Here is a 21,906-nt window from a genome sequence, read left to right on the forward strand (position 1 = left end):
GGTCAGCGCCGATCTTGCACTTGCTGTCCCGGCATAAGGGGCATTCAGGGCTTCTCGACAACAGCAACCGCAAGATCGGCGCGGGCAGGGCGCGGGGCGGGGGCGGGGGGGCCGGGGGGCGGCGGCGGGGTGTTAGGGGTGGGTTGGTGGCCAGGGTGGCGCTGCGTGGGGGCCGGGCCAGGCGGGTGGGGTGTAGCCGAGCGGGGCCGGGGTGGGGGCCAGCACTACCGGGATCGGCACGACCGGCTCGTCCGGGGCGTCCACCGTGCGCTGCGTACCGTCGGGGAAGCGCAGGTGGTAGCGGCTGCCGTCCCAGACTCCGGCCGGGGCCTGCGGGTCCCGACCGACGAAGAACGTCCGGTACGCGCTGATCGCGTCCAGCAGCTCGCGCTCTTCGCGGGCGGTCCGCTCCTGGTCGGCGGGTTTGCGGTCCAATCCACGCAGCGCCCCGTCGCGTAGCAGGGCCAGCCGGGTGGCTGCGGCCTGGTAACCCCGCATCGCCCGCACCCCGGCGTCGCCTGCGACTCGACGCGCCCAACTGCGGGCGGCGTGTCGCCGGCCGAGACTGCTCAGAGCGGCCACCTCGGGCGGGCTGAGCCAGCCGGCACGGACGTAGTCGGGTAGGACCCGCTCGGTGAGCCGCCCCTCCCAGGCGCGCAGCCAGAGCGCCAGCCCCACGGTGCCGAAGAAGACCGGCACCATGAGGCCCAGGAAGCCGTACAGCATGATCACGGCCTCGCCGGTGGCCTGGGTCAGCGTGGGCAGCAGGTTCCACGTGCCGTGCAGCATCATCGCCAGCAGCAGGCCGGCGATCGGGGCGAGCACCCGGATGCGTCGGTCGGCCGTCCGGGAGGCGATGCCCAGCCCCACACCGGTCATCGAGGTGAAGAGGGGATGGGCGAACCCGAACAGCAGGATCCGCAGGATGAAGATGGCGATGACCTGCTGGATGCCGGTGGCAGGACCGTAACGGTCGGCGCCGGACGCGTAACCCAAACCGCCCAGGTAGAGGATGTTCTCCACCATCGCGAAGCCGACCGCGGCGAGCCCGCAGTAGACCAGGCCGTCGGTGATCCCGGACCACTCGCGGCGGCGGAACACGAGCAGCAGGATCGGGCCCAGCGCCTTGGTCAACTCTTCGATGAACGGCGCCACCAGCACCCCGGTGAGCGCGGACGGCAGGCCCCAGTCGTCGAACAGGTTGGCCGCGAAGTCGTTCACCGTGAGCGAGGCGGCGGTGGAGACGAACGCCCCCCAGGCGAAGCAGAAGATCAGGTACTTCAGCGGTTCCGGTTCGTAGCGGTCCAGCCAGAGGAAGCAGGCGACAAGCACCGGCACCGGCAGGATGGCGGCGACCACCCCGATCAGCAGGGCCTGCGCACCGAGCGACTGGCCGAGTGTGAAGACCATGAACACCGCGCAGGCCGCGATGAGCAGCACCACCCCGGCCAGCACCAGGAACCGCCGCCAGCCCAGTCGGCGCAGCGGCATCCGGGGCGTCTCGCCCGTGGGCGGGGCGGCGGGAGCGGGCGGGGCGGCGGGCGACGGCGGCAGCGGTGTACCGGGCGGGGTGTCGGCCATGCGGTCAGCGTAGCCATCCGCCGCCGGCTGGTTCGGTCGCATCGGCAGCCGCTATGCTGCCGGCAGGTCACGAGCGCCAGCGTCAAGCCCCGGCTTGCTGGCCGGCAACCCTCGTCGAGTTCGCGGTGGGGTGCCCCGGGTGATGACCGGGCCCAGCCCGATCGGCGTGCTGGGCAAGCGCGGACCCCGTCCCGATGCCGCATCCGGGGTCCCTGACCCCGGAGGTTCCGGCGTGTCCGTCACTGTCGTCCCCGCACCGTCACGTCTGCCCACTGCGCCGCTCGACGTCCTGGGCGTGCCGGGTGAGATCAACCTGGACTACGCGGCAAGTGCGCCGTGCGCGCGGGCCGCCGCCGACGCGGTGGCCGAGCTGCTTCCCTGGTACGCGAGCGTGCACCGCGGAGCCGGAGCGCTGTCGCGGCGCTGCACCCTGGCGTACGAGCAGGCGCGCCAGACGATCGGCGACTTCTTCGGGGCTCGCGCCGACGATCACGTGATCTTCACCCGCAACACGACCGACGCGCTCAACCTGCTGGCGAGGGCCGTGCCGGCCGGCACGACGGTGGTCACCTTCGCCGGTGAGCACCACGCCAATCTGCTGCCGTGGCCGCGTGGGTCGGTGCGGTTGCCGGTGCCCAGTGACCCCGACGGTGCGGTACGCGATCTCGCCGCCGCCCTCACCGAGCTGCGTCGGGGCAGCAGCCCGGCCCTGCCGGTGCTGGTGGCGGTGACCGGCGCGAGCAACGTGACAGGTGAGCGGTGGCCGGTCGCCGAGCTGGCGCGGGTGGCCCACCGGCACGGTGCCCGGATCGTGCTCGACGCCGCGCAACTCGCCCCGCACGCCCCGGTCGACCTGCTCGCGCTCGACGTCGACTACCTGGCCGTGTCCGGCCACAAGCTGTACGCGCCGTTCGGCGCGGGCGTGCTGATCGGTCGGGCGGACTGGCTGGACGCCGCCCCGCCGTACCTGGCCGGGGGTGGGGCCACCAGCCATGTCGGGCCGGCCACCCACGACGTGACCTGGACGACCGGCCCAGCGCGACACGAGGGTGGCACCCCGAACCTGCTCGGCGCGGTCGCGTTGGCGGCGGTGTGCGCGGCCCTCGACGACGCGGACCAGGCCGCGTTGGTCGCCCACGAGCAGGCCCTGCTGGCCCGGCTGCGGACCGGCATCGCCGCCCTGCCGCACGTCGTCGAGCTGCGCACCTTCGGCGTGGACGCGCCCCGGGTCGGCATCGTGTCGTTCGTGGTCGCCGGATGGGACTCCACCGAGGTGGCCACGCGGCTTGCCGCCGAGCACCGCATCGGCGTACGGGACGGGTTGTTCTGTGCCCACCCGCTGGCCCGGCGTCTGCTCGGCGAGGCGGCGGGGCGTACCGGCCGGCGGGACCTGCCGCCGACCGCGCTGCGCGCCAGCATCGGGCTGGGCAGCACTCTCGATGAGGTGGACCGGCTGCTCGCGGCGCTGGCCGAGCTGGGCTGAGGCCGGGCCGGCGGGGCTCTCGGTCAGCCGACCGGCGGGGCGGTGGGTGGCTTCGGCGCCGCACCGGGCTCGACGGGTTCACCGACCGGGCGTTCCTGCTCCCCGAAGGCGGTGCGGATCCACCGGTTCGCCTCCTCCTGCTCGATTCCGGAGGCGACCAGCAGGTCGCTCGCCGTCGTCCGGACCTGGGCGATCACCACACTGCCGGAGAAGCCCACCCCGTCGCCGTACGCCCGGCCGGCCTCGCTGACCGCCCGCAGCGAACGCTCCCGGGCCTTCTCCGGCTCCTCACCGGAGGCGAACTCGTGCTTGAGCAGCCGGACCGACTCGGCGAGGTGACCGATCGCGTCCGGCATCGGATCGGGCACCGGCTCCTCGTCCTCGACAAGCGTCACGGACCGGCGGATCAGCGTGCCGCTGTTGCGCATCGCCCTGTCGATCGGGTCGGCGGCCTCCGCGTAGTGGGTCAGCTCGTCGCGCCGGTGCCAGCGGGCCGGGGAGAGGGTCGCCGTCTCCTTCGCCCCCTCGATCGCCTCGCCGAGGGTGGCAAGTTCCTCCTTGTTGTTGCGCAGCCTCTCCAGTGCGCCCTGGATGGTGGCGCGGTCCCGGCTGCGCAGTCCGTCGGCGGTGGCGTCGAGTTGGGCGGCCAACAGGTCCAGGGCGGGCCGAGCCGCCCGGTTGATCACTCGCAGCGGGTTCAGCGGCAGCAACACCGCCGTGACCAGCAGCGCGATCCCACCACCGAGGAACGCGTCGACGAAGCGGGGTATCTCGAGGTTCTGGGTCGACGGGCTCAGCGTCACGATCAGCACCGCGGTGGCCGCCGCCTGGATGACGATCGCCACGCTCGCGCCGGCGAAGATGGTGAGCAGGATCGCCACCGTGACCACCAGGCCGAGCTGCCACGCCCCGGTGCCGAGCAGGTAGATCAGCAGGTCGCCGACGGCCACCCCGACCCCCACCCCGACGATCAGCTCCACCGTCCGGCGGAACCGCTGCCCCACCGACGCGGCCAGGGTGCCGACCGCGGAGATCGGCGCGAAGACCGGTTGCGGGTTGCCGAGCACCTTGTGCGAGATCAGGTACGCCAGCCCGGCGGCCAGCCCGGCCTGCACGGCGAGTCCGCCGGCCATCCGTACCCGGTGCAGCCGGTCGTGCAGGGTGGCTCGGCCGCGGTGGCGCAGCTGTTCGGTGGCCTCGGCGATCCGCGCGCCGTCGATGTCCACCAACCCGTCGCGCAGCGCGGTACGTCGCACCATCGGCTGTCGCTTGTCCCGGGCCACGGCCATGGGCGCGACTACCCGTGGTGGGCCCGCTGAATCCTCCCGTCCCGCGCGCCGTGGGTGGATGCGGGAGACTCGGGCGGTGGTTGATCTGCTGGAGCGGTGGGGGGCGGCGGCCCGGGATGCCGGCGCGCGGCCCGATGCGGATACGACGAGGGCCGGCGAGCAGTTGCTCGCCCGTTGGCGGGAGCCGCACCGGCACTATCACACGCTTGCCCACCTGACGGCGGTGCTCGACGTGGTCGACAAGCACGCCGACCTGGCCGGTCGGGCCGACGTCGTCCGGCTGGCGGCCTGGTTCCACGACGCGGTCTACGACCCCCGGGCCGTTGGCGACGCCAATGAACGGGACAGCGCCGCGCTTGCCGAGACCGTGCTCAGCGGGCTCGGGGTGCCGGCGGCCACGGTGGCCGAGGTGCGCCGGCTGGTGCTGCTCACCGCCGGGCACACGGTGGCGCCGGTCGACCGGGACGGCGCGCTGCTCTGCGATGCCGACCTGGCCGTGCTCGCCGCACCGCCGGCCGGTTACCAGGGTTACGCGGCGGCGATCCGTCGGGAGTACGCCCACGTGCCGGAGCCGGCCTTCCGGGCTGGGCGGGCGGCCGTGTTGACAGGCCTGCTGGCGTTGCCCGCGCTGTTCCGGTCGCCGCCGCTGGCCAGCCGGTGGGAGGAGCCCGCGCGGGACAATGTGCGCCGCGAGCTGGCCGCGCTCACCGGCGAACCGGAGACCGCGGGCTGATCAGGTGTTTCGGACGACGCAGGCCGGCGGCCCGGAGCAACCGGACCAGCTCCCGGCTCGGCACCTCCCGGGCACCGAGCCACACCGCCGCCGCGAACCGGTCGGCCGGAATGTCGTAGTGGTCCCGGTCGAAGCCGCGCAGGGGGGCGCCGAGTGCCTCGGCGAAGGCGTGCAGCTCGGCGTACGAGACGTCACTGATCAGGTGCGACCAGAGCCGACCACGCCACGGCCAGGCCGGCCGGTCCACATAGAGCATGGTGCCCAAGTTATCCCCCGCAGTCGATCATGTTGATGATCGCCAGTCGGCGACCTAACCTCGGCTGCATGGCAGCCACCGCGCTCCTCGACGACCTGCGCGCCGCGCTCGGTGCCGACGCCGTGCTCACCGACCCGGACCTGCTACGCGTGCACCAGCGCGACGAGGCCGACCTGTGCGACGCCGGCGTCCCGCTGGCGGTGACCCGGCCGCGCACCACCGAGCAGGTGGTGGCCGTGGTCCAGGCGGCGGCACGGCACGGCGTACCTGTGGTGCCGCAGGGCGCACGGACCGGGCTGGCCGGCGCGGCGAACGCGGTCGACGGCGCGGTGGTGCTCAGCACCGTGGCGATGAACGAGATCCGGGAGATCGACCCGGTGAGCCGGATCGCCGTGGTCCAACCGGGGGTGGTCAACGCGGCGCTGGCCGGGGCGGTGGCGAAAGAGGGCCTCTGGTACCCGCCGGACCCCGGCTCCTGGGAGTCGTCGACGATCGGCGGCAACGTGGCCACCAACGCCGGCGGCATGTGCTGCGTGAAGTACGGCGTGACCACCGAGTACGTCCTCGGCCTGGAGGTGGTGCTCGCCTCCGGTGAGGTGCTGCGCACCGGCCGGCGTACGGCCAAGGGGGTGGCCGGCTACGACCTGACCCGGCTGTTCGTCGGCTCGGAGGGCACCCTCGGGGTGATCACCGAGGTGACCGTGGCCCTGCGACCCGCCCCGGCCGACTCGCTGACCCTGGTGGCGGTCTTCGGGTCCACCGCCACGGCCGGCGCGGCAGTGGCCGAGATCGCGTCGCGCGGGCTCACTCCCAGCCTGCTGGAGCTGCTGGACCAGACCCACCTGCGGGCGATCGAGGCGTACCAGCCGATGGGGTTGCGGACCGACGCCCAGGCCCTGTTGCTTGCCGCCGCCGACACCGGCCCCCGGGCGGCGGGCGACCTGGCCGTGCTGGCCGAGGTCTGCGAGGCCGTCGGTGCCGAGGAGGTCTACGCGGCCACCGACGCGGTGGAGGCGGCGGCGCTGTTGCAGGCCCGCCGGCTCGCCCACCCGGCGATGGAGAAGTTCGCGGCGGACGCCTACCCGGGCGGCAACGGCGGTCTGGTGATCGACGACGTGGCGGTGCCACGTGGCGCGCTCGTCGCGCTCCTGGACGGGGTCGCCCGGATCGCTGCCGAGTGCGAGGTGCCGATCGGCGTGGTGGGGCACGCCGGAGACGGCAACATGCACCCGAACATCGTTGTCGACCGGGCCGACCCGGCGAGCGTGCAGCGGGGCCGGCGGGCATTCGACGAGATCATGCGGCTCGGCCTGGAGCTGGGCGGCACGTGCACCGGCGAACACGGGGTGGGGCTGCTCAAACGGGACTGGCTGGCCCGGGAGATCGGCCCGGTCGGCGTCCGGGTCCATCAGGCGATCAAGGCGGCGCTCGACCCGGCCGGCCTGCTCAACCCGGGCAAGGTGCTCTGACCGGCTACGGTCAGCCCTTGACCTCGGCCGGGGTCGCCTGGGTGAGCAGCAGCAGGATCTCCCCGGCGACCGGCGTCAGCTCCTCACCCGGGCAGTCCTGCGAGGTGATCAGCCCGGTCGAGGTGATGAGGCTCGACGTCAGCGCGTCGATGCAGGTGGTCCGGTACCGCCGGGCCTGATCGGTCTCGTCGGCAAGCCTCGGGTTGGCGAGCAGCACCTGGAGCCGTTCGGTCAGCTCCGGTGCGAGGGTGCCCCGGGAGGTCACGCCGTCCCCGGCGCAGTCGACGCACTGCCATGCGCCGTTCCGCTCCACGCTCAGGGTGCGCATCGGCCCGTTCTCACCGAGCCGCTGGAGCAGGCTGACCTGGCCGGCGGCGACGGTGGTGGGGATCTCCAACTGCGTGCCGCCACCCGCCGCGCCTGTCGACTGTGCCACCGGCGTTTCCGGCTTGTCCCGGTCGAAGAGCGAGCACCCGCTCAGGGCGCCGGCGAGCGCGACGGCGAGCAGGGGTACGAGCAGACGAGGGCGCGCGCGGGGTAGCACGGGCGGAAACCTACCCCACCGTAGGTAGCGTCCGAAACCACCATCCGGGCTGGTATCGATGGTTACCCATCGGTAACGTCGCAATTCGTCATCGAGCGGACGGGCGCAGCTCCGCCTGATCGTCGTCGCCCCGGTCGGCGGCGTAACCCCGGACGTCCGGGGCGCCGAGCCGAGCCGCGTCCGCCGCCGCGTCGTCCGGCATCAACTGGGACTGCCGCTCCGCCTCCACCCGAACCCGGTAGTGCTCGACCTCGCGTGCCCGGGTGGCCGCGTCCCAACCGAGCACCGAGCCCATCAGCTCGGCGGTGTGCTCCGCCGACTCCAGCCCGCGGTGGCTGGTCTCGAACGAGATCCGGGTCCGCCGGGTCAGCACGTCCTCCAGGTGCAGCGCACCCTCGGCCCGCGCCGCGTAGGCGACCTCCGCCGCCAGGTACTCCGGAGCACCGGCAAGCGGGGAGGCAAGCAGCGGGTCGGCGTCGACGAGCGCCAGCAGGTCCAGGGTGAGGGTGCCGTACCGCTCCAGCAGGTGCTCCACCACGCCCACCGGCACGCCGTGCCGACGCGCCAGGTCGGCCCGGTCCCGCCACATCGCCGGGTACCCGTCGGCACCGAGCAGAGGCAGGTCGGCGGTGCGCGACGGGCGGGCGCCACCGAGCCGACGAGCGGCCCGGTCGACCACGTCGGACGCCATCACCCGGTACGTCGTGTACTTGCCACCGGCGACCAGCAACAGCCCGAGCATCGGCTCGAAGACCGCGTGCTCCCGGGAGAGCTTCGAGGTCGAGTCGGCCTCACCGGCCAGCAGTGGCCGCAGCCCGGCATACACCCCCTCGATGTCGGCGGTGGTCAGCGGCCGGTCCAGCACGGTGTTGACCTGCTGAAGGAGATAGTCGATGTCGCGGGCCGAGGCGGCCGGGTGGGAGCGGTCCAGCCGCCAGTCGGTGTCCGTGGTGCCGATGATCCAGTGCCCGCCCCACGGAATGACGAAGAGCACCGAACTCGCCGTCCGCAGGATGAGCCCCGTCTCGCCGGTGATCGCCGAGCGCGGCACCACCAGGTGCACCCCCTTGGAGGCGCGCACCCGGACGCCGGGCCGCAGGCCCACGTCGTTGAGCATCCGGGACATGTCGTCGCTCCACACGCCGGTGGCGGCGATGACGGTGCGGGCCTGCACCTCGAACTCCGCGTCCGGCGAACCCGCCGGGGCCTCCAGGTCACGGACGCGGACACCTGTCACCTCGCGGGCCTGCCGGATCAGCCCGACGGCACGGGCACTTGTCACCACCGTGGCCCCGAGGCTGGCCGCGGTGCGGGCCAGGGTGACCACCAGCCGGGCATCGTCGACCTGCCCGTCGTAGTAACGGATCGCCCCGGCCAGCGCGTCGGCCCGCAGGCTCGGGAAGACCCGCCGGGCGCCCTCCCGGGTCAGGTGGCGGTGCAGGGGCATGCCCCGACCACCCCCGAAGACCCCGGCGAAGGCGTCGTAGGCGGCCACCCCGGCGCCGTAGTACGAGCGGCGGAAGACCCGACCCGGCAGACCTCGCAGGCCCTGCCCGGCCGGCAGCGGCACCATGATCGGCACCGGGCGCACCAGGTGCGGCGCGAGCCGGGTGGCCAGCAGGCCGCGCTCGGTGAGCGCCTCGTGGACCAGGTGGAACTCCAACTGCTCCAGGTAGCGCAGGCCACCGTGGATGAGTTTGCTGGACCGGCTGGAGGTGCCGGCCGCGAGGTCACGAGCCTCGACCAGCGCCACCTTCAGGCCCCGGGAGGCCGCGTCCAGGGCGGCGCCGGCACCTGTCACCCCACCGCCGATGACCAACACGTCGAAGCGCTCGGCACGCAGTCGACGCAGGTCGGACGTACGGCGGACAGGTGAGAGCTGACCGGCGACGGATCGGGAGACATTGGGGTCACGCACCCGTCCACCGTAACCGCCGTGCCACCGTGTCGACATTCGCCGCCACCATGATCAGGTGATGGGAAGTAGGTCCAGGCGGCGACTCACACCTACTTCTCATCACCTGATCACTCCAGCGTCGCGTTCGGTTCGAAACCGTTCGGCGTGGTCGTAAGGTTCTCGGATGCACGGTCACCCTGCGCATCCCGGAATCAGCACCCGCCATTCCCCCTGGCCGGTGCTCGCGGCCGTGTTCGTCGGCTGCTGGACGGTGGCGGTCACCGTGGGCACCCAGACCGGTGGCTGGGTCACCGACCAGGTGCTGCTGACCTTCGGGCGGGACCGCATCGGCTGGCTCTGGCCGGTGCTCGGCCTGGCCACAGTCGTGGTCGTCGGCACGCCCGCCCTGCTGCTGGCGGTCCTGCCCCGGTCGGCCGCGGTCCGGGCCACCGGGCGGGCCTGGTTGATCGGGGCACTCGCTCTCGGCCTGCTCACACCGCTGCGTGTCGTGCCACAGGTGCATCATGAGGCCTACCTCGCCGCGCTGGCGGGCGCCGCATCGCTCGGCGCCCTCGCCGTGCGCTGGGCGGCGCGCCGGTGGGCGTACCCCGGGCTGGTCGGCGCGATCGGCGGCCCGGCACCCACCGGGCACGGCGACGCCACACGACCCGAGGCCACCACCGACGGCGACGCCACGCGGCGCGAGGTTGTCGGAGAGGTGGCGCCGGCCGGAGGGGGTGTGCGCCGACCGGGGGCGGTGCCGCTGCTCGCGGTCGCCGCCGGGTTGGCGCTGCTGCTGCCGTGGGCCTGGCTGGGCGCGCTCGGCGGTCTCCTGGAGACCGCGCTGGCGCTGCTGGCGGCCGCCGCGCTCGGTGTGCTGGCCGCGGCGCTGCTGGATGCCCCCTTCTGGTCTCCGTTCGCGGTCGGGCGACCGCCCCGGCCGGCGCGGCTGGTGATGGTCGGCGGCCCGGTCGCCGGGGTGGCGCTGCTCCTGCTCGCGGCCGGGACGGGCCAGTCCGGCGCGCAGTTGCCCGCGCTGCTCACCCTGCCGCCTGTGGGTTTCGCGCTGGCCGCGCTCTGGGCCGCCACCTGGCGGCCCACGATCAGCCCGGCCGAGGCGACCCGCGCCGGCCGGACGGCGACCGGCTGGCTCGTGGGCCTGGCCGCGCTCGGCCCGCTGGCCTTCACCGACCCGGAGGAAATCAGCCTGCTGCTGGTCGGCACCCGGGACGTTCCGTTCTGGGTTGCGGTCGCCGCCGGCGTCGGGCTCGCCGTCGCGGTCCTGGTCGCCATCGGGTACGCGGTGCTGCTCGCCCGGCCGACGGCGCGCACTCCGAACCGGCGGGCCGCAGCGGTGGCGGCCGTGGTGCTGCTGGTGACGTTCGGCGTGGTCGACCTCGGCCCCGGCCAGCCGGGCCTGTACGGCGAGCGGCTGTTCGTGGTGCTGCGCGCCCAGGCCGACCTGAGTGGTCTCCCGGCTGCCGCGCCGGGGCGGGCCGGCCGGGACGCCCGCGCGGCGGAGGTCTACCGGCGGCTGGTGACGACCGCCGAGCAGAGCCAGGGCGACCTGCTGCGGGAGGTGAATCGACTGCGACTCGACCCGGTGTCGTACTACCTGGTCAACGCGGTCGAGGTGGACGGCAGCCCGGCGGTACGGGCCTGGCTCGCCGGCCGTCCGGAGGTGGCCCGGGTGCTGGTCAGCCAGCGCCTACGCCCGTTGCCGGCGCCGGCCGGGCAGAGTCAGGGCTCCGCGCCCACGCCCACCGGCCCGGAGTGGAACATCCGCCAGATCGGCGCCGACCGGGTGTGGTCCCAGCTGCGGGTGACCGGCACCGGCGTCGTGGTCGGCAGTTCCGACTCGGGGGTGGACGGCACCCATCCGGCGCTGCGAGCCGGGTTCCGTGGTGGCGACGACTCCTGGTACGACCCGTGGGACGACACCCGGAGCCCCACCGACCAGGGCGGGCACGGCACGCACACGGTGGGCAGCGCGGTCGGGCGGGACGGCATCGGGGTGGCGCCGGACGCGCAGTGGGTGGGCTGCGTCAACCTGGACCGCAACCTCGGCAGTCCCGGCCACTACCTGGACTGTCTCCAGTTCATGCTGGCACCCTTCCCGTCCGGCGGCGACCCGTTCACCGACGGCCGTCCGGAGCGCGCTCCGCAGGTGCTGACCAACTCCTGGGGGTGCCCGTCCATCGAGGGCTGCGACCAGCGGGTGCTGCGGCCGGCCACCGCCGCACTCGACGCCGCAGGCATCTTCGTGGTCGCCGCGGCCGGCAACACCGGCCCGTGGTGCGCGTCGATCGACGACCCACCAGCGCCGTACGCGGACGTGCTGACCGTGGGGGCGGTGGATGACCAGCGGCGGGTCGCCGAGTTCTCCTCGCGCGGGCCGGTGCCGGGCGGCTCCGGTAAGCCGGACGTGCTGGCACCGGGAGTGGGCGTGGTGTCGGCAATGCCCGGCGGCACGTACGCCGCGCTTGACGGCACGTCGATGGCGACCCCGCAGGTGGCCGGGGTGGTGGCGCTGATGTGGTCGGCGAACCCGGACCTTGTCGGCGACGTGACCCGCACCCGGCAGATCCTGCGGGACACCGCGACGGCGGCGACGCCCACCTACCGCTCCGGGAACCCGTCCGACGCCTGCGGCAAACCGTCGAACATCACGGGTGCCGGCCAGGTCGACGCCTTCGCCGCCGTTCGCGCCGCCCAGGAGGCGCGACCCGGCACCCGGTGATCTAGGGTCGGCGACCATGGACGCCGAGATCACCGTCACCGAGCTGACCGCCGACCTGGCCCCCAGCGTCGTACAGCTCTGCGGGCAGGCTCTGGACCTGCCCGAGGACGCCGCCGAGGCGGCCGCCATCGTGGACGTACTCTGGCCACGGGCCGCCGCCGACCGGCAGGTGGTCGGGCTGGGCGCGTACCGGGGCGCGGATCTGGTCGGCGTGCTGATCTGTTCGGTGTCGTCGACCGAGCCGGGAGTCGGGCACGTGGATCTGGTCGCGGTCCTCCCGGACCAGCGGCGTCGGGGCGTCGGCCGGGCACTGCTGTCGCGGGCCGAGCGGGTGCTCGCCGAGCGCGGGGCGACCGAGGTGCTGCTGGCCGGGAATCCGCCGTACTACGCGTGGCCGGGCATCGACGTCCGCTACACGCCGGCGATCTGCGCCGCCCTCGCGCTCGGCTACCAGCAGGACCGGACCGCCTGGAACATGACCGCGGACCTGTCGTACGACGGGTCGCCGGCGCTGCGGTCCACCGAGGCGGCGGAGCGGCGGCTGGCCGACCAGGGCGTCACCGTACGACGTGCGGAGCCGACGGATCTGCCGGCGCTGACGGCGTTCGCCAGGTCCGCCTTCGGCGGCACGTGGGATGGCGAGTTGGCCGGATCGGTGGGGCGCCCCGACGCCGGTTGCCACCTGGCGGAGCGGGACGGTGAGCTGCTCGGCTTCGCCGCGTACGGGTCGTCCCGGCCGAGCTGGTTCGGGCCGATGGGCACCGCGCCCGCAGCGGAGGGGTCGGGCATCGGCGGGGTGCTGTTGCGGCGCTGCCTGCGCGACCAGCGGACGGCGGGGCTGGACCGGGCACAGATCGGCTGGGTGGGGCCGGTGCCGTTCTACTCGGGCAGCGCGGGCGCGTGGATCGAACGGGTCTTCTTCCTGTACCGGCGGACCCTACCGGCGGCGTAACCGGGGCAAACGGGACGTGGATCCATTCGCCCGCATCGGCCATCGACGCCCCCTACCGTTTCGGTAGAGGAGGCAGCCATGACCACGGATGACAACCAGACCGAGGACGGCCCGCCGATCACCTGGAAACCGGTAGGTGAACTCCCCGGCCAACTGCCGTTCGACCGGCTCGACTACGGCGACGCCGAGCAACTGGCCGAGATGACCACCGACGGTGAGTCGTCGGCGGCCGACGAGCCGCAGGAGATGGTGGACGCGCCGATCCAACTGCTGCCGCCGTACGACCGGGCCCAGAAACGGCGCAACCAGCGCCCACTACCCACCTGACGACGAACGGGGCGGACCGCGTCAGCGGCCCGCCCCGTTCGGTGTGTCGGAACTGGACTCAGAAGTCCATGTCCCCGCCACCCGGGCCAGCCGGGGCAGCCGGGGTCTTCTCCGGCTTGTCCGCGACAACAGCCTCGGTGGTGAGGAAGAGCGCCGCGATGGAAGCGGCGTTCTGCAGCGCCGAACGCGTCACCTTGGCCGGGTCGATGATGCCCGCGGCCAGCAGGTCGACGTACTCGCCGTTGGCGGCGTTGAGGCCGTGACCGGCCTCGATGTTGCGGACCTTCTCCACCACGACGCCGCCCTCGAGGCCGGCGTTGACGGCGATCTGCCGCAGCGGGGCGTCAAGCGCGACCTTGACGATGTTCGCACCGGTCGCCTCGTCGCCGACCAGGTCGAGCTTGTCGAAGGCGGTCTTGCCGGCCTGCACCAGCGCGACGCCACCACCCGGGACGATGCCCTCCTCGACGGCGGCCTTCGCGTTGCGAACGGCGTCCTCGATGCGGTGCTTGCGCTCCTTGAGCTCGACCTCGGTGGCCGCGCCGACCTTGATGACCGCAACGCCACCGGCCAGCTTGGCCAGCCGCTCCTGCAGCTTCTCCCGGTCGTAGTCGGAGTCGCTCTTGTCGATCTCGGCCCGGATCTGGTTCACCCGGCCCTGGATCTGCTCGGCGTCACCGGCACCGTCGACGATGGTGGTCTCGTCCTTGGTCACGACGACCTTGCGGGCGCGGCCCAGCATGTCGACGCTGGCGGCGTCGAGCTTGAGGCCGACCTCCTCGCTGATGACCTGGCCACCGGCGAGGATGGCGATGTCGGTCAGCATGGCCTTGCGGCGGTCACCGAAGCCCGGCGCCTTGACGGCGACCGACTTGAAGGTGCCACGGACCTTGTTGACGACCAGGGTGGCGAGGGCCTCGCCCTCCAGGTCCTCGGCGATGATCAGCAGCGGCTTGCCCGACTGCATGACCTTCTCCAGGATCGGGAGCAGGTCCTTCACCGACGAGATCTTGCTGTTGGCGATCAGGATGTACGGGTCGTCGAAGACGGCCTCCATACGCTCCGGGTCGGTCATGAAGTAGGCCGAGATGTAGCCCTTGTCGAAGCGCATACCCTCGGTGAGCTCCAGCTCCAGCCCGAAGGTGTTGCTCTCCTCGACGGTGATGACGCCTTCCTTGCCGACCTTGTCCATCGCCTCGGCGATGATCTCGCCGACGGTGCTGTCGCCAGCGGAGATGGAGGCGGTGGAGGCGATCTGCTCCTTGGTCTCGACGTCCTTGGCGAGCTTGGACAGCTCCTCCGAGACGCTCGCGACCGCAGCCTCGATGCCCCGCTTCAGGGCCATCGGGTTGGCGCCAGCGGCCACGTTGCGCAGGCCCTCGCGAACCAGGGCCTGGGCCAGGACGGTCGCCGTCGTCGTGCCGTCACCGGCAACGTCGTCGGTCTTCTTGGCGACCTCCTTGACCAGCTCAGCGCCGATCTTCTCGTACGGGTCCTCGAGCTCGATCTCCTTGGCGATGCTCACACCATCGTTGGTGATGGTGGGGGCACCCCACTTCTTCTCGAGCACGACGTTGCGGCCCTTGGGGCCGAGGGTCACCTTTACGGCGTCGGCGAGCTGGTTCATGCCCCGCTCGAGGCCGCGGCGCGCCTCTTCGTCGAACGCGATCATCTTGGCCATACGGCGTTGTCCTCCTGGACACTCACGGGCCACCCGAGATGTGTGCCCCGGATGGGCCGCCTGGTGTACGCACCTTGGGACGTCGCCACCTGGCGACGACGACGTCCTTCGGCCGGGCCGGATAGCCCGCGACGACCGGCCATGTGCCGCCCCGGCGTCTCCACACCGGTGCAACCTGGCCCCACCGTCCCGACCATTGGCACTCACGGTATGCGAGTGCCAATGACTTGTTTAGCACTCTCCCCTGCCGAGTGCAAGCACGATGCCGCCGCTCAGCCGAGTTCGGCGGCCAGTCCAGCGGTGTTCACCGGCGCCTCATGGGCGCGCTGCTCCGCGTACGTCACCAGCAGGCCGATCATCTGCGCGAGGTGGGCCGGCAGGGCCAGCACGGCGGTGATCCCGATCACCACCACCGCCCCGACCGCGGTGCCCGCCGAGGCGAACGGATCCGTACCGAACGCGGAGGTGCCGACCCCCTCCAGGCCACCGGGGATCAGGGTGCCGACGATCACCGCCAGGGCCACCAGGGCCACCCGCCCGAGCAGCAGACCGAGCCGGTCGTGGAACATCCGGAACGATCGACCGATCGGGTTGTGGCGTTCGAAGAGGTAGACCGGGCCGGCCATGCTCAGCGCGAAGGCCAGGTAGATGCCCGGCAGCACGCAGAAGCAGACGCCGACGCCGATCAGCAGGCTGACCAGCAGCGTCCAACCCCACAGCCCGAGCGCCCGCCGCAGGCCGTAGCGCAGCGCCGCCTCCAGACTGGCCGGCTGACCAGCCGCCTGCCGGGTGATCACCCAGGTGCCGGACGCCCATCCGACGGCCTGCACCAACCCGACCACCACGCTGCCGCCGATCAGCACGACCAGCAGGCTCAGCACCTCGACGGCGAAGTTGTCCGGCAGCACGGGTGTGGGATTCGACCCGGCCTGGGCGGCCCACTTCGCGGACGGGTCCAGCCCGAGCGAGAGCACCGAGAGCACCGCCGCCGGCAGCACCTGGGTGAGCAGCATGATCGGCACCAACTGCCGCCAGCCCCGGCGCAGCGCTCCGCCGCACCTGTTGAACCAGGCGCCGAGGCCGGCGCCGGGCGGAGTGACAAGGGCGTCGTTCGGGTCGAACCCGTGCCCCGGCGGGTACCAGCCCACCGGCGGCCCCGGATACCACGGCTGCCTTAGGTAGGGACCCGACCCGGGCGGATAGCCCCCGGTGGGCGGGAACGCCCAGCCCTGCGGTGGCGGGGTGGCACCCCAGGCACCCTGCGCCGGATCCCAGCCCGGAGGCGGACCGGCCGGGCCGGAGGGCGGCCCAGCCGGAGGCAGGCCCGGCCCCCAGCCGGGCGGCGGAGCTGCCTGGCCAGGGTTGCCGGGGGGCGAGGACGGGTCGGACGGGTCCGGCTCCCCCGACCCGGTGGAGGGAGAGGGCGGGGGTGGCTGGTCGGTCATGAACGCTCCTCGGCATCGACTGGAACGGTTCACGATCTTCCCGGCTGCACGCCCCTGCCGCAGCCCCGACTCGCGGGGCCGATCGGCCAGGAAGATCAGCCGATGACGCGCACGTGCTCGGCCTGCGGACCCTTCTGGCCCTGGGCGATCTCGAACTCGACCCGCTGACCGTCGTCCAGCGCCTTGTAACCGTCCATCTCGATCGCGGAGAAGTGGACGAACACGTCCTGACCGCCGTCGACGGCGATGAAGCCGTAGCCCTTTTCAGCGTTGAACCACTTCACGGAGCCCTGTGCCACGGTGCACTTCCCTCACTCTGCGCGGCGTTGCCTGACCCGGTGCACGGCACGGCCGGGCACCACCGACCACCGACTCAGCGATCGATGACCGCCATTGACATAGGTGACCGAAATCGCACGCTACACGAGGAGTGACGGCCGCGCACGGCCACAAATCGGACACACTTCGGGGCGTTCCGACCACACTGATCGGTCGGGTTCCCGATCCGTCGGATTCGCGCGCGTCATTGCGAGTGAAAGGGTGGGCCGCAGGGCGCAGCCGAGCTGACGGCACTCCGGCAGAGCACACGAAACGATGTCCAGCCGCTGTGGTAGGCATGCGGACATGACCACCGACATGGGCCCGTCGGCCCTGCGGCTCGCGGAGATCCGTCGGGTCCGCCCGGAGGACGCCGCCCGGATGCGGGCGCTGCGCCTGGAGATGCTTGCCGACGCGCCGTTGGCCTTCCTGGAGACCCTGGCGGACGCGGCAGCCCGACCGCACAACGAGTACGCCGCCCGGGTCGCGTACACCTCGGCCGGTTCCGGCAACGCGCAGTTCATCGCCGACCCGGGCGGCCGGCTGGTCGGGCACGCCGGTGGCACGACCGCGCCGAACGAACCCGGGCTGACCGTGATCTACGCCGTGTACGTCACGCCGACCTGGCGCGGCAGCGGACTGCTGGGCGAGCTGATCGACGGGGTGGCCGCCTGGTCCCGAGCCTGTGGCCGCCCGGAGCTGCTGCTCGAGGTGGTGGTCGGCAACGACCGCGCCTATCGCGCCTACCAGCGCCTGGGCTTCAAGGACACCGGTGTACGGGTCCCCCACCCCACCATCCCGGCGCTGACCGAGCTACAGATGCGCCGCCCCGCCTGACCCCGGTCCGGTGATCAAGAGGTTTGCGTCAGAAACGGCGCTGATGTTGACGCAAACCTCTTGATCACCGAGAGCAGCTGAATCAGACGTGTCGCCGCGACTGCACGATCCGGAACCGGTTGGCCACGTACGCCCCGTCCGTCAGCGCCGAGTTGGCGGCCGCGTTGGCACCACTGCCGTGGAAGTCCGAGAACGCCGCCGACTGGTTGACGAAGACGCCGCCGGTGAGGTTGCAGGACAGGTGCACCCCGACCTCGACCGCCACCGCCTCGGCGGCGTCCAGCACGGCCTCGTCCGTCGAGTAGACCCCGGCGGTGAGCGCGCCCTTCTCGCCGACAGTCCGGCGCAGCAACTCCAGGCTGTGCGCGGTGGAGTCGGTCGCGATGGCGAACGAGATCGGCCCGAACCACTCCCGGCCGTACGTCTCGGCGTCGTCAGCGGTCAGCTTCACGATCGTCGGGGTACGCACCACCGCGTCGGCGTACGACGGGTGGGCGACGACCCGCGACTCGAGCACCGGCTCGCCGACCTTGGTGACCTCGGCCAGCCGCTCCAGCACCCCGTCGTTGACGATCGCGCCGGTCAGCTCCACGCCTCGGGCCGGGTCCGCGGTGAGCTTGCCGACCGCGGCGGCGATCCCGCCGGCCACCTCGTCGAAGCTCTTGTGCCCCTGGTCGGTCTCGATGCCCCCAGCCGGGATGAGGATGTTCTGCGAGGTGGTGCACATCTGCCCGCTGTAGAGGGTGAGCGTGAAACCGAGGTTGCGGCACATGCCGGCGAAGTCGTCGGTGGAGTCGACGACGACTGTGTTGAGGCCGGCCTTCTCGGTGTAGACCGAGGCCTGCCGGGCGTGGGTCTCCAGCCAGTCGCCGTACTCGGTGGAACCGGTGAAGTCGACGATCTTGATGGAGCGGTGCAGGGCCAGGTCGCTTGCGAGCTTCTCGCCGGGCGCCTCGGCCGCCAGCATGATCAGGTTCGGGTCGAACCCGGCCTCGGCGAGCACCTCCCGGGCGTACTTCACGGTGATGGCCAGCGGCAGCACCGCGCGCGGGTGCGGCTTGACGATCACCGGGTTGCCGGTGACGAGCGAGGCGAACAGCCCGGGGTACGAGTTCCAGGTCGGGAAGGTGTTGCAGCCGATGACGAGCGCCACCCCACGCGGCACCACGTGGAACGTCTTGGTCATCCGCAGCGGGTCACCCTTGCCGGCGGCCTTCTCCCAGCCCGCCGTGCCCGGGTGCCGGGTCATCTCGGCGTACGCGTACGCCAGCGCTTCCAGCGCCCGGTCCAGCGCGTGCGCGCCACCGGCCTGGAAGGCCATCACGAACGCCTGCCCGCTGGTGAACTGCACCGCGTTGGCCAGCTCGAAGATGTTCTTGTGCAGCCGGTCGAGGATCTCCAGGCAGACGCCCACCCGGGCCTGCGGGCCGGCGTCACGCCAGGCCGGCAGCGCGGCGGTGGCGGCGTCGACCAGCTCGTCGGTGCCGGCGTGCGGGTACCGCACCGCCAACTCAACCCCGAAGGGGCTCGTCTCGGTGGCGACCCGTGCGCCGCTGCCGGGCTGGTCGAGCGGGAAGTCACCACCGAGGTACGCCTCGAAGGCGGCCTTACCGTCGGCGGCGGCGGTTTCGCCGTACACCCGGGGGCTCGGGGATTCGGGATAGGCGGACCAGTAGCCCCGCTCCGTGATCGCGGTCAGCGCACGGTTGAGGGTGTCGGCGTGCCTGTCGTACAGGGGATGCGGGGTCTCCGTCATGCCCGCAATCATGCCTGAGTCGGGTCCGCGAGCAGTAGCGCCGACACCCGTCAGAGGGTGAGCTGCCAGTCGGTCCAGGCGTCCACCTGGCGGAAGCCGAGCTGCTCGTTGATGGCCACCATGTAGCTGTTGCTTGCCGCGTTGAAGGTGTCGATCACCTGTACCGCCGGCTCGTGGGTCAGCAGGTGGTGCAGGTTCTCCGCCTTGGCGATGAGGCCGAGCCGGTGCCCACGGTGTGCGGGGTCGACGATGGTGATCTGCTGGAACGCGTGCCAGTCGGCGGAGGCGCCCACGTCCAGCAGCGTCCACGCGACAAGCCGGCCGGACGCTTCGTGCCGCATCCCGAGGTGGTAGCGGCGCCGACCCCGGGCGTCCAGCGCCCGTTCGTTGCCGCGGATGCGCTCGGCGTCGACCTGCTCCGGCTCCCACTGCACGTCGCCCATGGGCGCGTCCATCAGCAGCCGACCGTCGAGGTAGGCGACGTCTGTGACGTACTCCTGCGGGGTTGTTCCCTGCCAGCAGACCGAGTGGTAGCCCTCGGCTCGCGGCCGGGCCTCGGCGAGCGCCGCCCGCAGCGCGACCCGGTCGATCTCGCCGACGTCGAGTCGGCGACGTACCTCGGCGAGGGCAGGCTGGGCTCCGATCGCGGCGGCGAACGCACCGCCCGCCCCGCTGCGGTCCGGCCCGCCGGGCAGCGCGGAGACGGCCATCGCCACGACCCGCTTGCGGCCGTGCTCGCGGAGCAGGCGCACCCCGTACTCGTGCAGGGCCCGACCCACCCCCCGACGCCGCAGCTCGGGGCGCACCATCAGCTCGGCGGTGGCGTTGTCGGGGTTGTCGAGCTGCGGCAGGTCGAGCTGGAGGTAGCCGGCCGGCACGCCGTCGAGTCGGGCCAACGCCCAGAGCGACCGGGTGCCGGGCATCGGGGTGTGGAAGAGCGCGTCGAAGCGGCGCCGGCAGGAGGGCGGGAAGTCCGGCAGATCGGCGTCGTTGACCGCCGCCCCGATCCGGTACGCCTCGTCGACCGAGGCCCGGTCAGCGCCGTCGAACGGCGCGATCGTGATGCTCATGCCGTCGAGCGTGCACCGGGGAAAAGCGATCGGGCCAGCGATTAATCGCTGGCCCGATCGGACGTGGTCGGGAGGGACACTCGCACAACGCCTCCGGCGTTGGGTCGCAAGAACTTCAAAAGTCTTCGGCGAAATGCCCTCCCGCACGGAGCATCTTGCGCCGTCCGGTTCCTGCCGTCAAGTCCGTAGCGGCGGTTTTTCCACACTCACAGCGAAAACCCAGTCACCGGCTGGATTCAGCCGAGGAGACCGGCGTCCCGGGCGGCGCGCAGCGAGGGCTTGATGTGGTGGGTCGGCCCGACCTGGCCGGCCACCGCGTCGATGGTCTTCAGACCTTCGCCGGTGTTGAACACGACGGTCTCGGCCGTCGGGTCGAGCCGACCGGACTCGACGAGCTTGCGCAGCACCGCCACTGTCACCCCGCCTGCGGTCTCGGCGAAGACCCCGGTGGTGCGGGCCAGGTCTCGGATGCCCGCACGGATCTCGTCGTCGTCGACGTACTCCATCCAGCCGCCGGTGCGGCGGACCGCCTCCAGGGCGTAGAGACCGGCCGCCGGGTCGCCGATGTTCAGCGACTTGGCGATGCCGGTCGGCTTGACCGGGATGATCGTGTCCGTGTCGGCGTGCAGGGCGGTCGCGATCGGGTTGCAGCCTGCGGACTGCGCGCCGAAGACCTTCCAACCACCGGCCGGCGCCTCGACCAGGCCGACCTCGACCAGCTCGGAGAACGCCTTGTCAATCTTGGTGAGCAGCTCGCCGCTGGCCATCGGAATGACCACCTGCGCCGGGATCCGCCAGCCGAGCTGCTCGGCCACCTCGTAGCCGAGGGTCTTGGAGCCCTCCGCGTAGTACGGCCGGACGTTCACGTTGACGAACGCGGTGTCCTCGAACTCGTCGGTCTCCACCAGCTCGCCGCAGAGCCGGTTGACGTCGTCGTACGAGCCGTCGATGGCGACCAGCTCGCCGCCGTACACGGCGGTGGTGATGACCTTGCCCTGCTCCAGGTCGCTGGGGATGAAGACCACCGAGGGCACCCCGGCGCGGGCGGCGTGGGCGGCCACCGAGTTGGCCAGGTTGCCTGTCGACGCGCAGGCGAACCGGGTGAAGCCGAGCGCCTTGGCGGCGGTGAGCGCCACCGAGACGACGCGGTCCTTGAACGAGTGGGTGGGGTTGGCGCTGTCGTCCTTGACCCAGAGCGGCGCGGTGATGCCCAGCTCGGCGGCGAGGTGCGGGGCCGCCACCAGGGGCGTGAGCCCCGGGTCGAGGCTTACCCGGCTGGCCGGGTCCTGACCAGCGGGGAGCAGCGCGGCGTACCGCCAGATGTTGTTCGGGCCGGCCTCGATCTGCTCGCGAGTGACGGTGGCCAGCGCGGCGGCGTCGTAGTCGACCTCCAGCGGGCCGAAACACTCGTAACAGGCGTGCTGGGCGGCGAGCGGGTAGCGGGCCGAGCAGGCACGGCAGACCAGGGCGCGGGCGGGGCTGGCCGAGGTGTCGATGCCGGAGGTGACGAGCGTCGACGTCATGTCGA

18 protein-coding genes and 1 riboswitch are annotated in these 21,906 nt (G+C 72.4%); of the genes, 7 read left to right on the top strand and 11 right to left on the bottom strand.

The annotated features are described in order from the left end of the window. Window positions 1-132 precede the first annotated feature (132 nt). Window positions 133-1,623 (bottom strand): PrsW family intramembrane metalloprotease, encoded by a 1,491-nt coding sequence (locus ACWER9_RS04005; RefSeq protein ID WP_452300359.1) that lies wholly within the window; start codon window positions 1,621-1,623, stop codon window positions 133-135. Window positions 1,624-1,646: 23 nt separating this feature from the next. After that, window positions 1,647-1,767, top strand: a riboswitch (SAM riboswitch). A gap of 46 nt (window positions 1,768-1,813) precedes the next feature. On the opposite strand from ACWER9_RS04005, the gene ACWER9_RS04010 reads away from it, so the two are divergent. Then, window positions 1,814-3,064 carry an aminotransferase class V-fold PLP-dependent enzyme gene (locus ACWER9_RS04010; protein WP_452300360.1) on the top strand — a complete coding sequence of 417 codons (1,251 nt, stop codon included), beginning with the start codon at window positions 1,814-1,816 and terminating at the stop codon, window positions 3,062-3,064. 23 nt (window positions 3,065-3,087) lie between these two features. Here the strand turns inward: ACWER9_RS04010 and ACWER9_RS04015 are convergent, their stop codons facing one another. Then, complete coding sequence (locus tag ACWER9_RS04015) at window positions 3,088-4,323, bottom strand: FUSC family protein (protein ID WP_452300361.1); 1,236 nt, start codon at window positions 4,321-4,323, stop codon at window positions 3,088-3,090. A 106-nt stretch (window positions 4,324-4,429) separates the two neighbouring features. On the opposite strand from ACWER9_RS04015, the gene ACWER9_RS04020 reads away from it, so the two are divergent. After that, on the top strand, window positions 4,430-5,086 hold the full coding sequence (locus ACWER9_RS04020; protein ID WP_452300362.1) for an HD domain-containing protein: 657 nt from the start codon (window positions 4,430-4,432) through the stop codon (window positions 5,084-5,086). Here ACWER9_RS04020 and ACWER9_RS04025 read toward each other — a convergent pair. After that, a complete protein-coding gene (locus ACWER9_RS04025; RefSeq protein ID WP_452300363.1) occupies window positions 5,058-5,342 on the bottom strand; it encodes a DUF4031 domain-containing protein in 285 nt (94 codons plus the stop codon). The genes ACWER9_RS04020 and ACWER9_RS04025 overlap by 29 nt on opposite strands. Before the next feature lie 68 nt (window positions 5,343-5,410). On the opposite strand from ACWER9_RS04025, the gene ACWER9_RS04030 reads away from it, so the two are divergent. Beyond that, window positions 5,411-6,811 (top strand): FAD-binding oxidoreductase, encoded by a 1,401-nt coding sequence (locus ACWER9_RS04030; protein WP_452300364.1) that lies wholly within the window; start codon window positions 5,411-5,413, stop codon window positions 6,809-6,811. A 10-nt stretch (window positions 6,812-6,821) separates the two neighbouring features. On the opposite strand, the gene ACWER9_RS04035 is transcribed toward ACWER9_RS04030, so the two are convergent. Next, the gene (locus tag ACWER9_RS04035) at window positions 6,822-7,355 is read right to left on the bottom strand and encodes a hypothetical protein (protein ID WP_452300365.1); all 534 of its coding nucleotides are present in this window, start codon (window positions 7,353-7,355) and stop codon (window positions 6,822-6,824) included. Between the two features lie 88 nt (window positions 7,356-7,443). Beyond that, the gene (locus ACWER9_RS04040; RefSeq protein WP_452300366.1) at window positions 7,444-9,309 is read right to left on the bottom strand and encodes a glycerol-3-phosphate dehydrogenase/oxidase; all 1,866 of its coding nucleotides are present in this window, start codon (window positions 9,307-9,309) and stop codon (window positions 7,444-7,446) included. Window positions 9,310-9,436: 127 nt separating this feature from the next. Here ACWER9_RS04040 and ACWER9_RS04045 point away from each other — a divergent pair, with 127 nt between their 5' ends. The 3 genes from ACWER9_RS04045 to ACWER9_RS04055 all read left to right on the top strand — a co-directional run bounded on the left by ACWER9_RS04045 (window position 9,437) and on the right by ACWER9_RS04055 (window position 13,271). After that, the gene (locus ACWER9_RS04045; protein ID WP_452300367.1) at window positions 9,437-11,992 is read left to right on the top strand and encodes a S8 family serine peptidase; all 2,556 of its coding nucleotides are present in this window, start codon (window positions 9,437-9,439) and stop codon (window positions 11,990-11,992) included. Between the two features lie 16 nt (window positions 11,993-12,008). Beyond that, on the top strand, window positions 12,009-12,944 hold the full coding sequence (locus tag ACWER9_RS04050) for a GNAT family N-acetyltransferase (RefSeq protein WP_452300368.1): 936 nt from the start codon (window positions 12,009-12,011) through the stop codon (window positions 12,942-12,944). A gap of 78 nt (window positions 12,945-13,022) precedes the next feature. Then, a complete protein-coding gene (locus ACWER9_RS04055; RefSeq protein ID WP_452300369.1) occupies window positions 13,023-13,271 on the top strand; it encodes a hypothetical protein in 249 nt (82 codons plus the stop codon). A 58-nt stretch (window positions 13,272-13,329) separates the two neighbouring features. On the opposite strand, the gene groL is transcribed toward ACWER9_RS04055, so the two are convergent. The 3 genes from groL to ACWER9_RS04070 all read right to left on the bottom strand — a co-directional run bounded on the left by groL (window position 13,330) and on the right by ACWER9_RS04070 (window position 16,696). Beyond that, entirely contained in the window at window positions 13,330-14,952 is a 1,623-nt protein-coding gene (gene groL, locus ACWER9_RS04060) for a chaperonin GroEL (RefSeq protein WP_354882257.1), read from the bottom strand. Between the two features lie 272 nt (window positions 14,953-15,224). Beyond that, complete coding sequence (locus ACWER9_RS04065) at window positions 15,225-16,397, bottom strand: hypothetical protein (protein ID WP_452300370.1); 1,173 nt, start codon at window positions 16,395-16,397, stop codon at window positions 15,225-15,227. A gap of 95 nt (window positions 16,398-16,492) precedes the next feature. Then, window positions 16,493-16,696 carry a cold-shock protein gene (locus ACWER9_RS04070; protein WP_124815530.1) on the bottom strand — a complete coding sequence of 68 codons (204 nt, stop codon included), beginning with the start codon at window positions 16,694-16,696 and terminating at the stop codon, window positions 16,493-16,495. Between the two features lie 325 nt (window positions 16,697-17,021). On the opposite strand from ACWER9_RS04070, the gene ACWER9_RS04075 reads away from it, so the two are divergent. Further along, complete coding sequence (locus ACWER9_RS04075) at window positions 17,022-17,552, top strand: N-acetyltransferase family protein (RefSeq protein WP_452300371.1); 531 nt, start codon at window positions 17,022-17,024, stop codon at window positions 17,550-17,552. An 82-nt stretch (window positions 17,553-17,634) separates the two neighbouring features. Here ACWER9_RS04075 and paaN read toward each other — a convergent pair whose 3' ends face one another. From paaN to thrC, 3 genes are all read right to left on the bottom strand, one after another. After that, window positions 17,635-19,308, bottom strand: a complete 1,674-nt coding sequence (paaN, locus tag ACWER9_RS04080; RefSeq protein ID WP_452300372.1) for a phenylacetic acid degradation protein PaaN — start codon at window positions 19,306-19,308, stop codon at window positions 17,635-17,637. A gap of 50 nt (window positions 19,309-19,358) precedes the next feature. Beyond that, window positions 19,359-20,378 (bottom strand): N-acetyltransferase family protein, encoded by a 1,020-nt coding sequence (locus ACWER9_RS04085; RefSeq protein ID WP_452300373.1) that lies wholly within the window; start codon window positions 20,376-20,378, stop codon window positions 19,359-19,361. Between the two features lie 236 nt (window positions 20,379-20,614). Further along, on the bottom strand, window positions 20,615-21,901 hold the full coding sequence (gene thrC / locus ACWER9_RS04090) for a threonine synthase (protein ID WP_452300374.1): 1,287 nt from the start codon (window positions 21,899-21,901) through the stop codon (window positions 20,615-20,617). Between the last annotated feature and the right edge of the window lie 5 nt (window positions 21,902-21,906).

Source organism: Micromonospora sp. NPDC003944 (genome assembly GCF_053605225.1).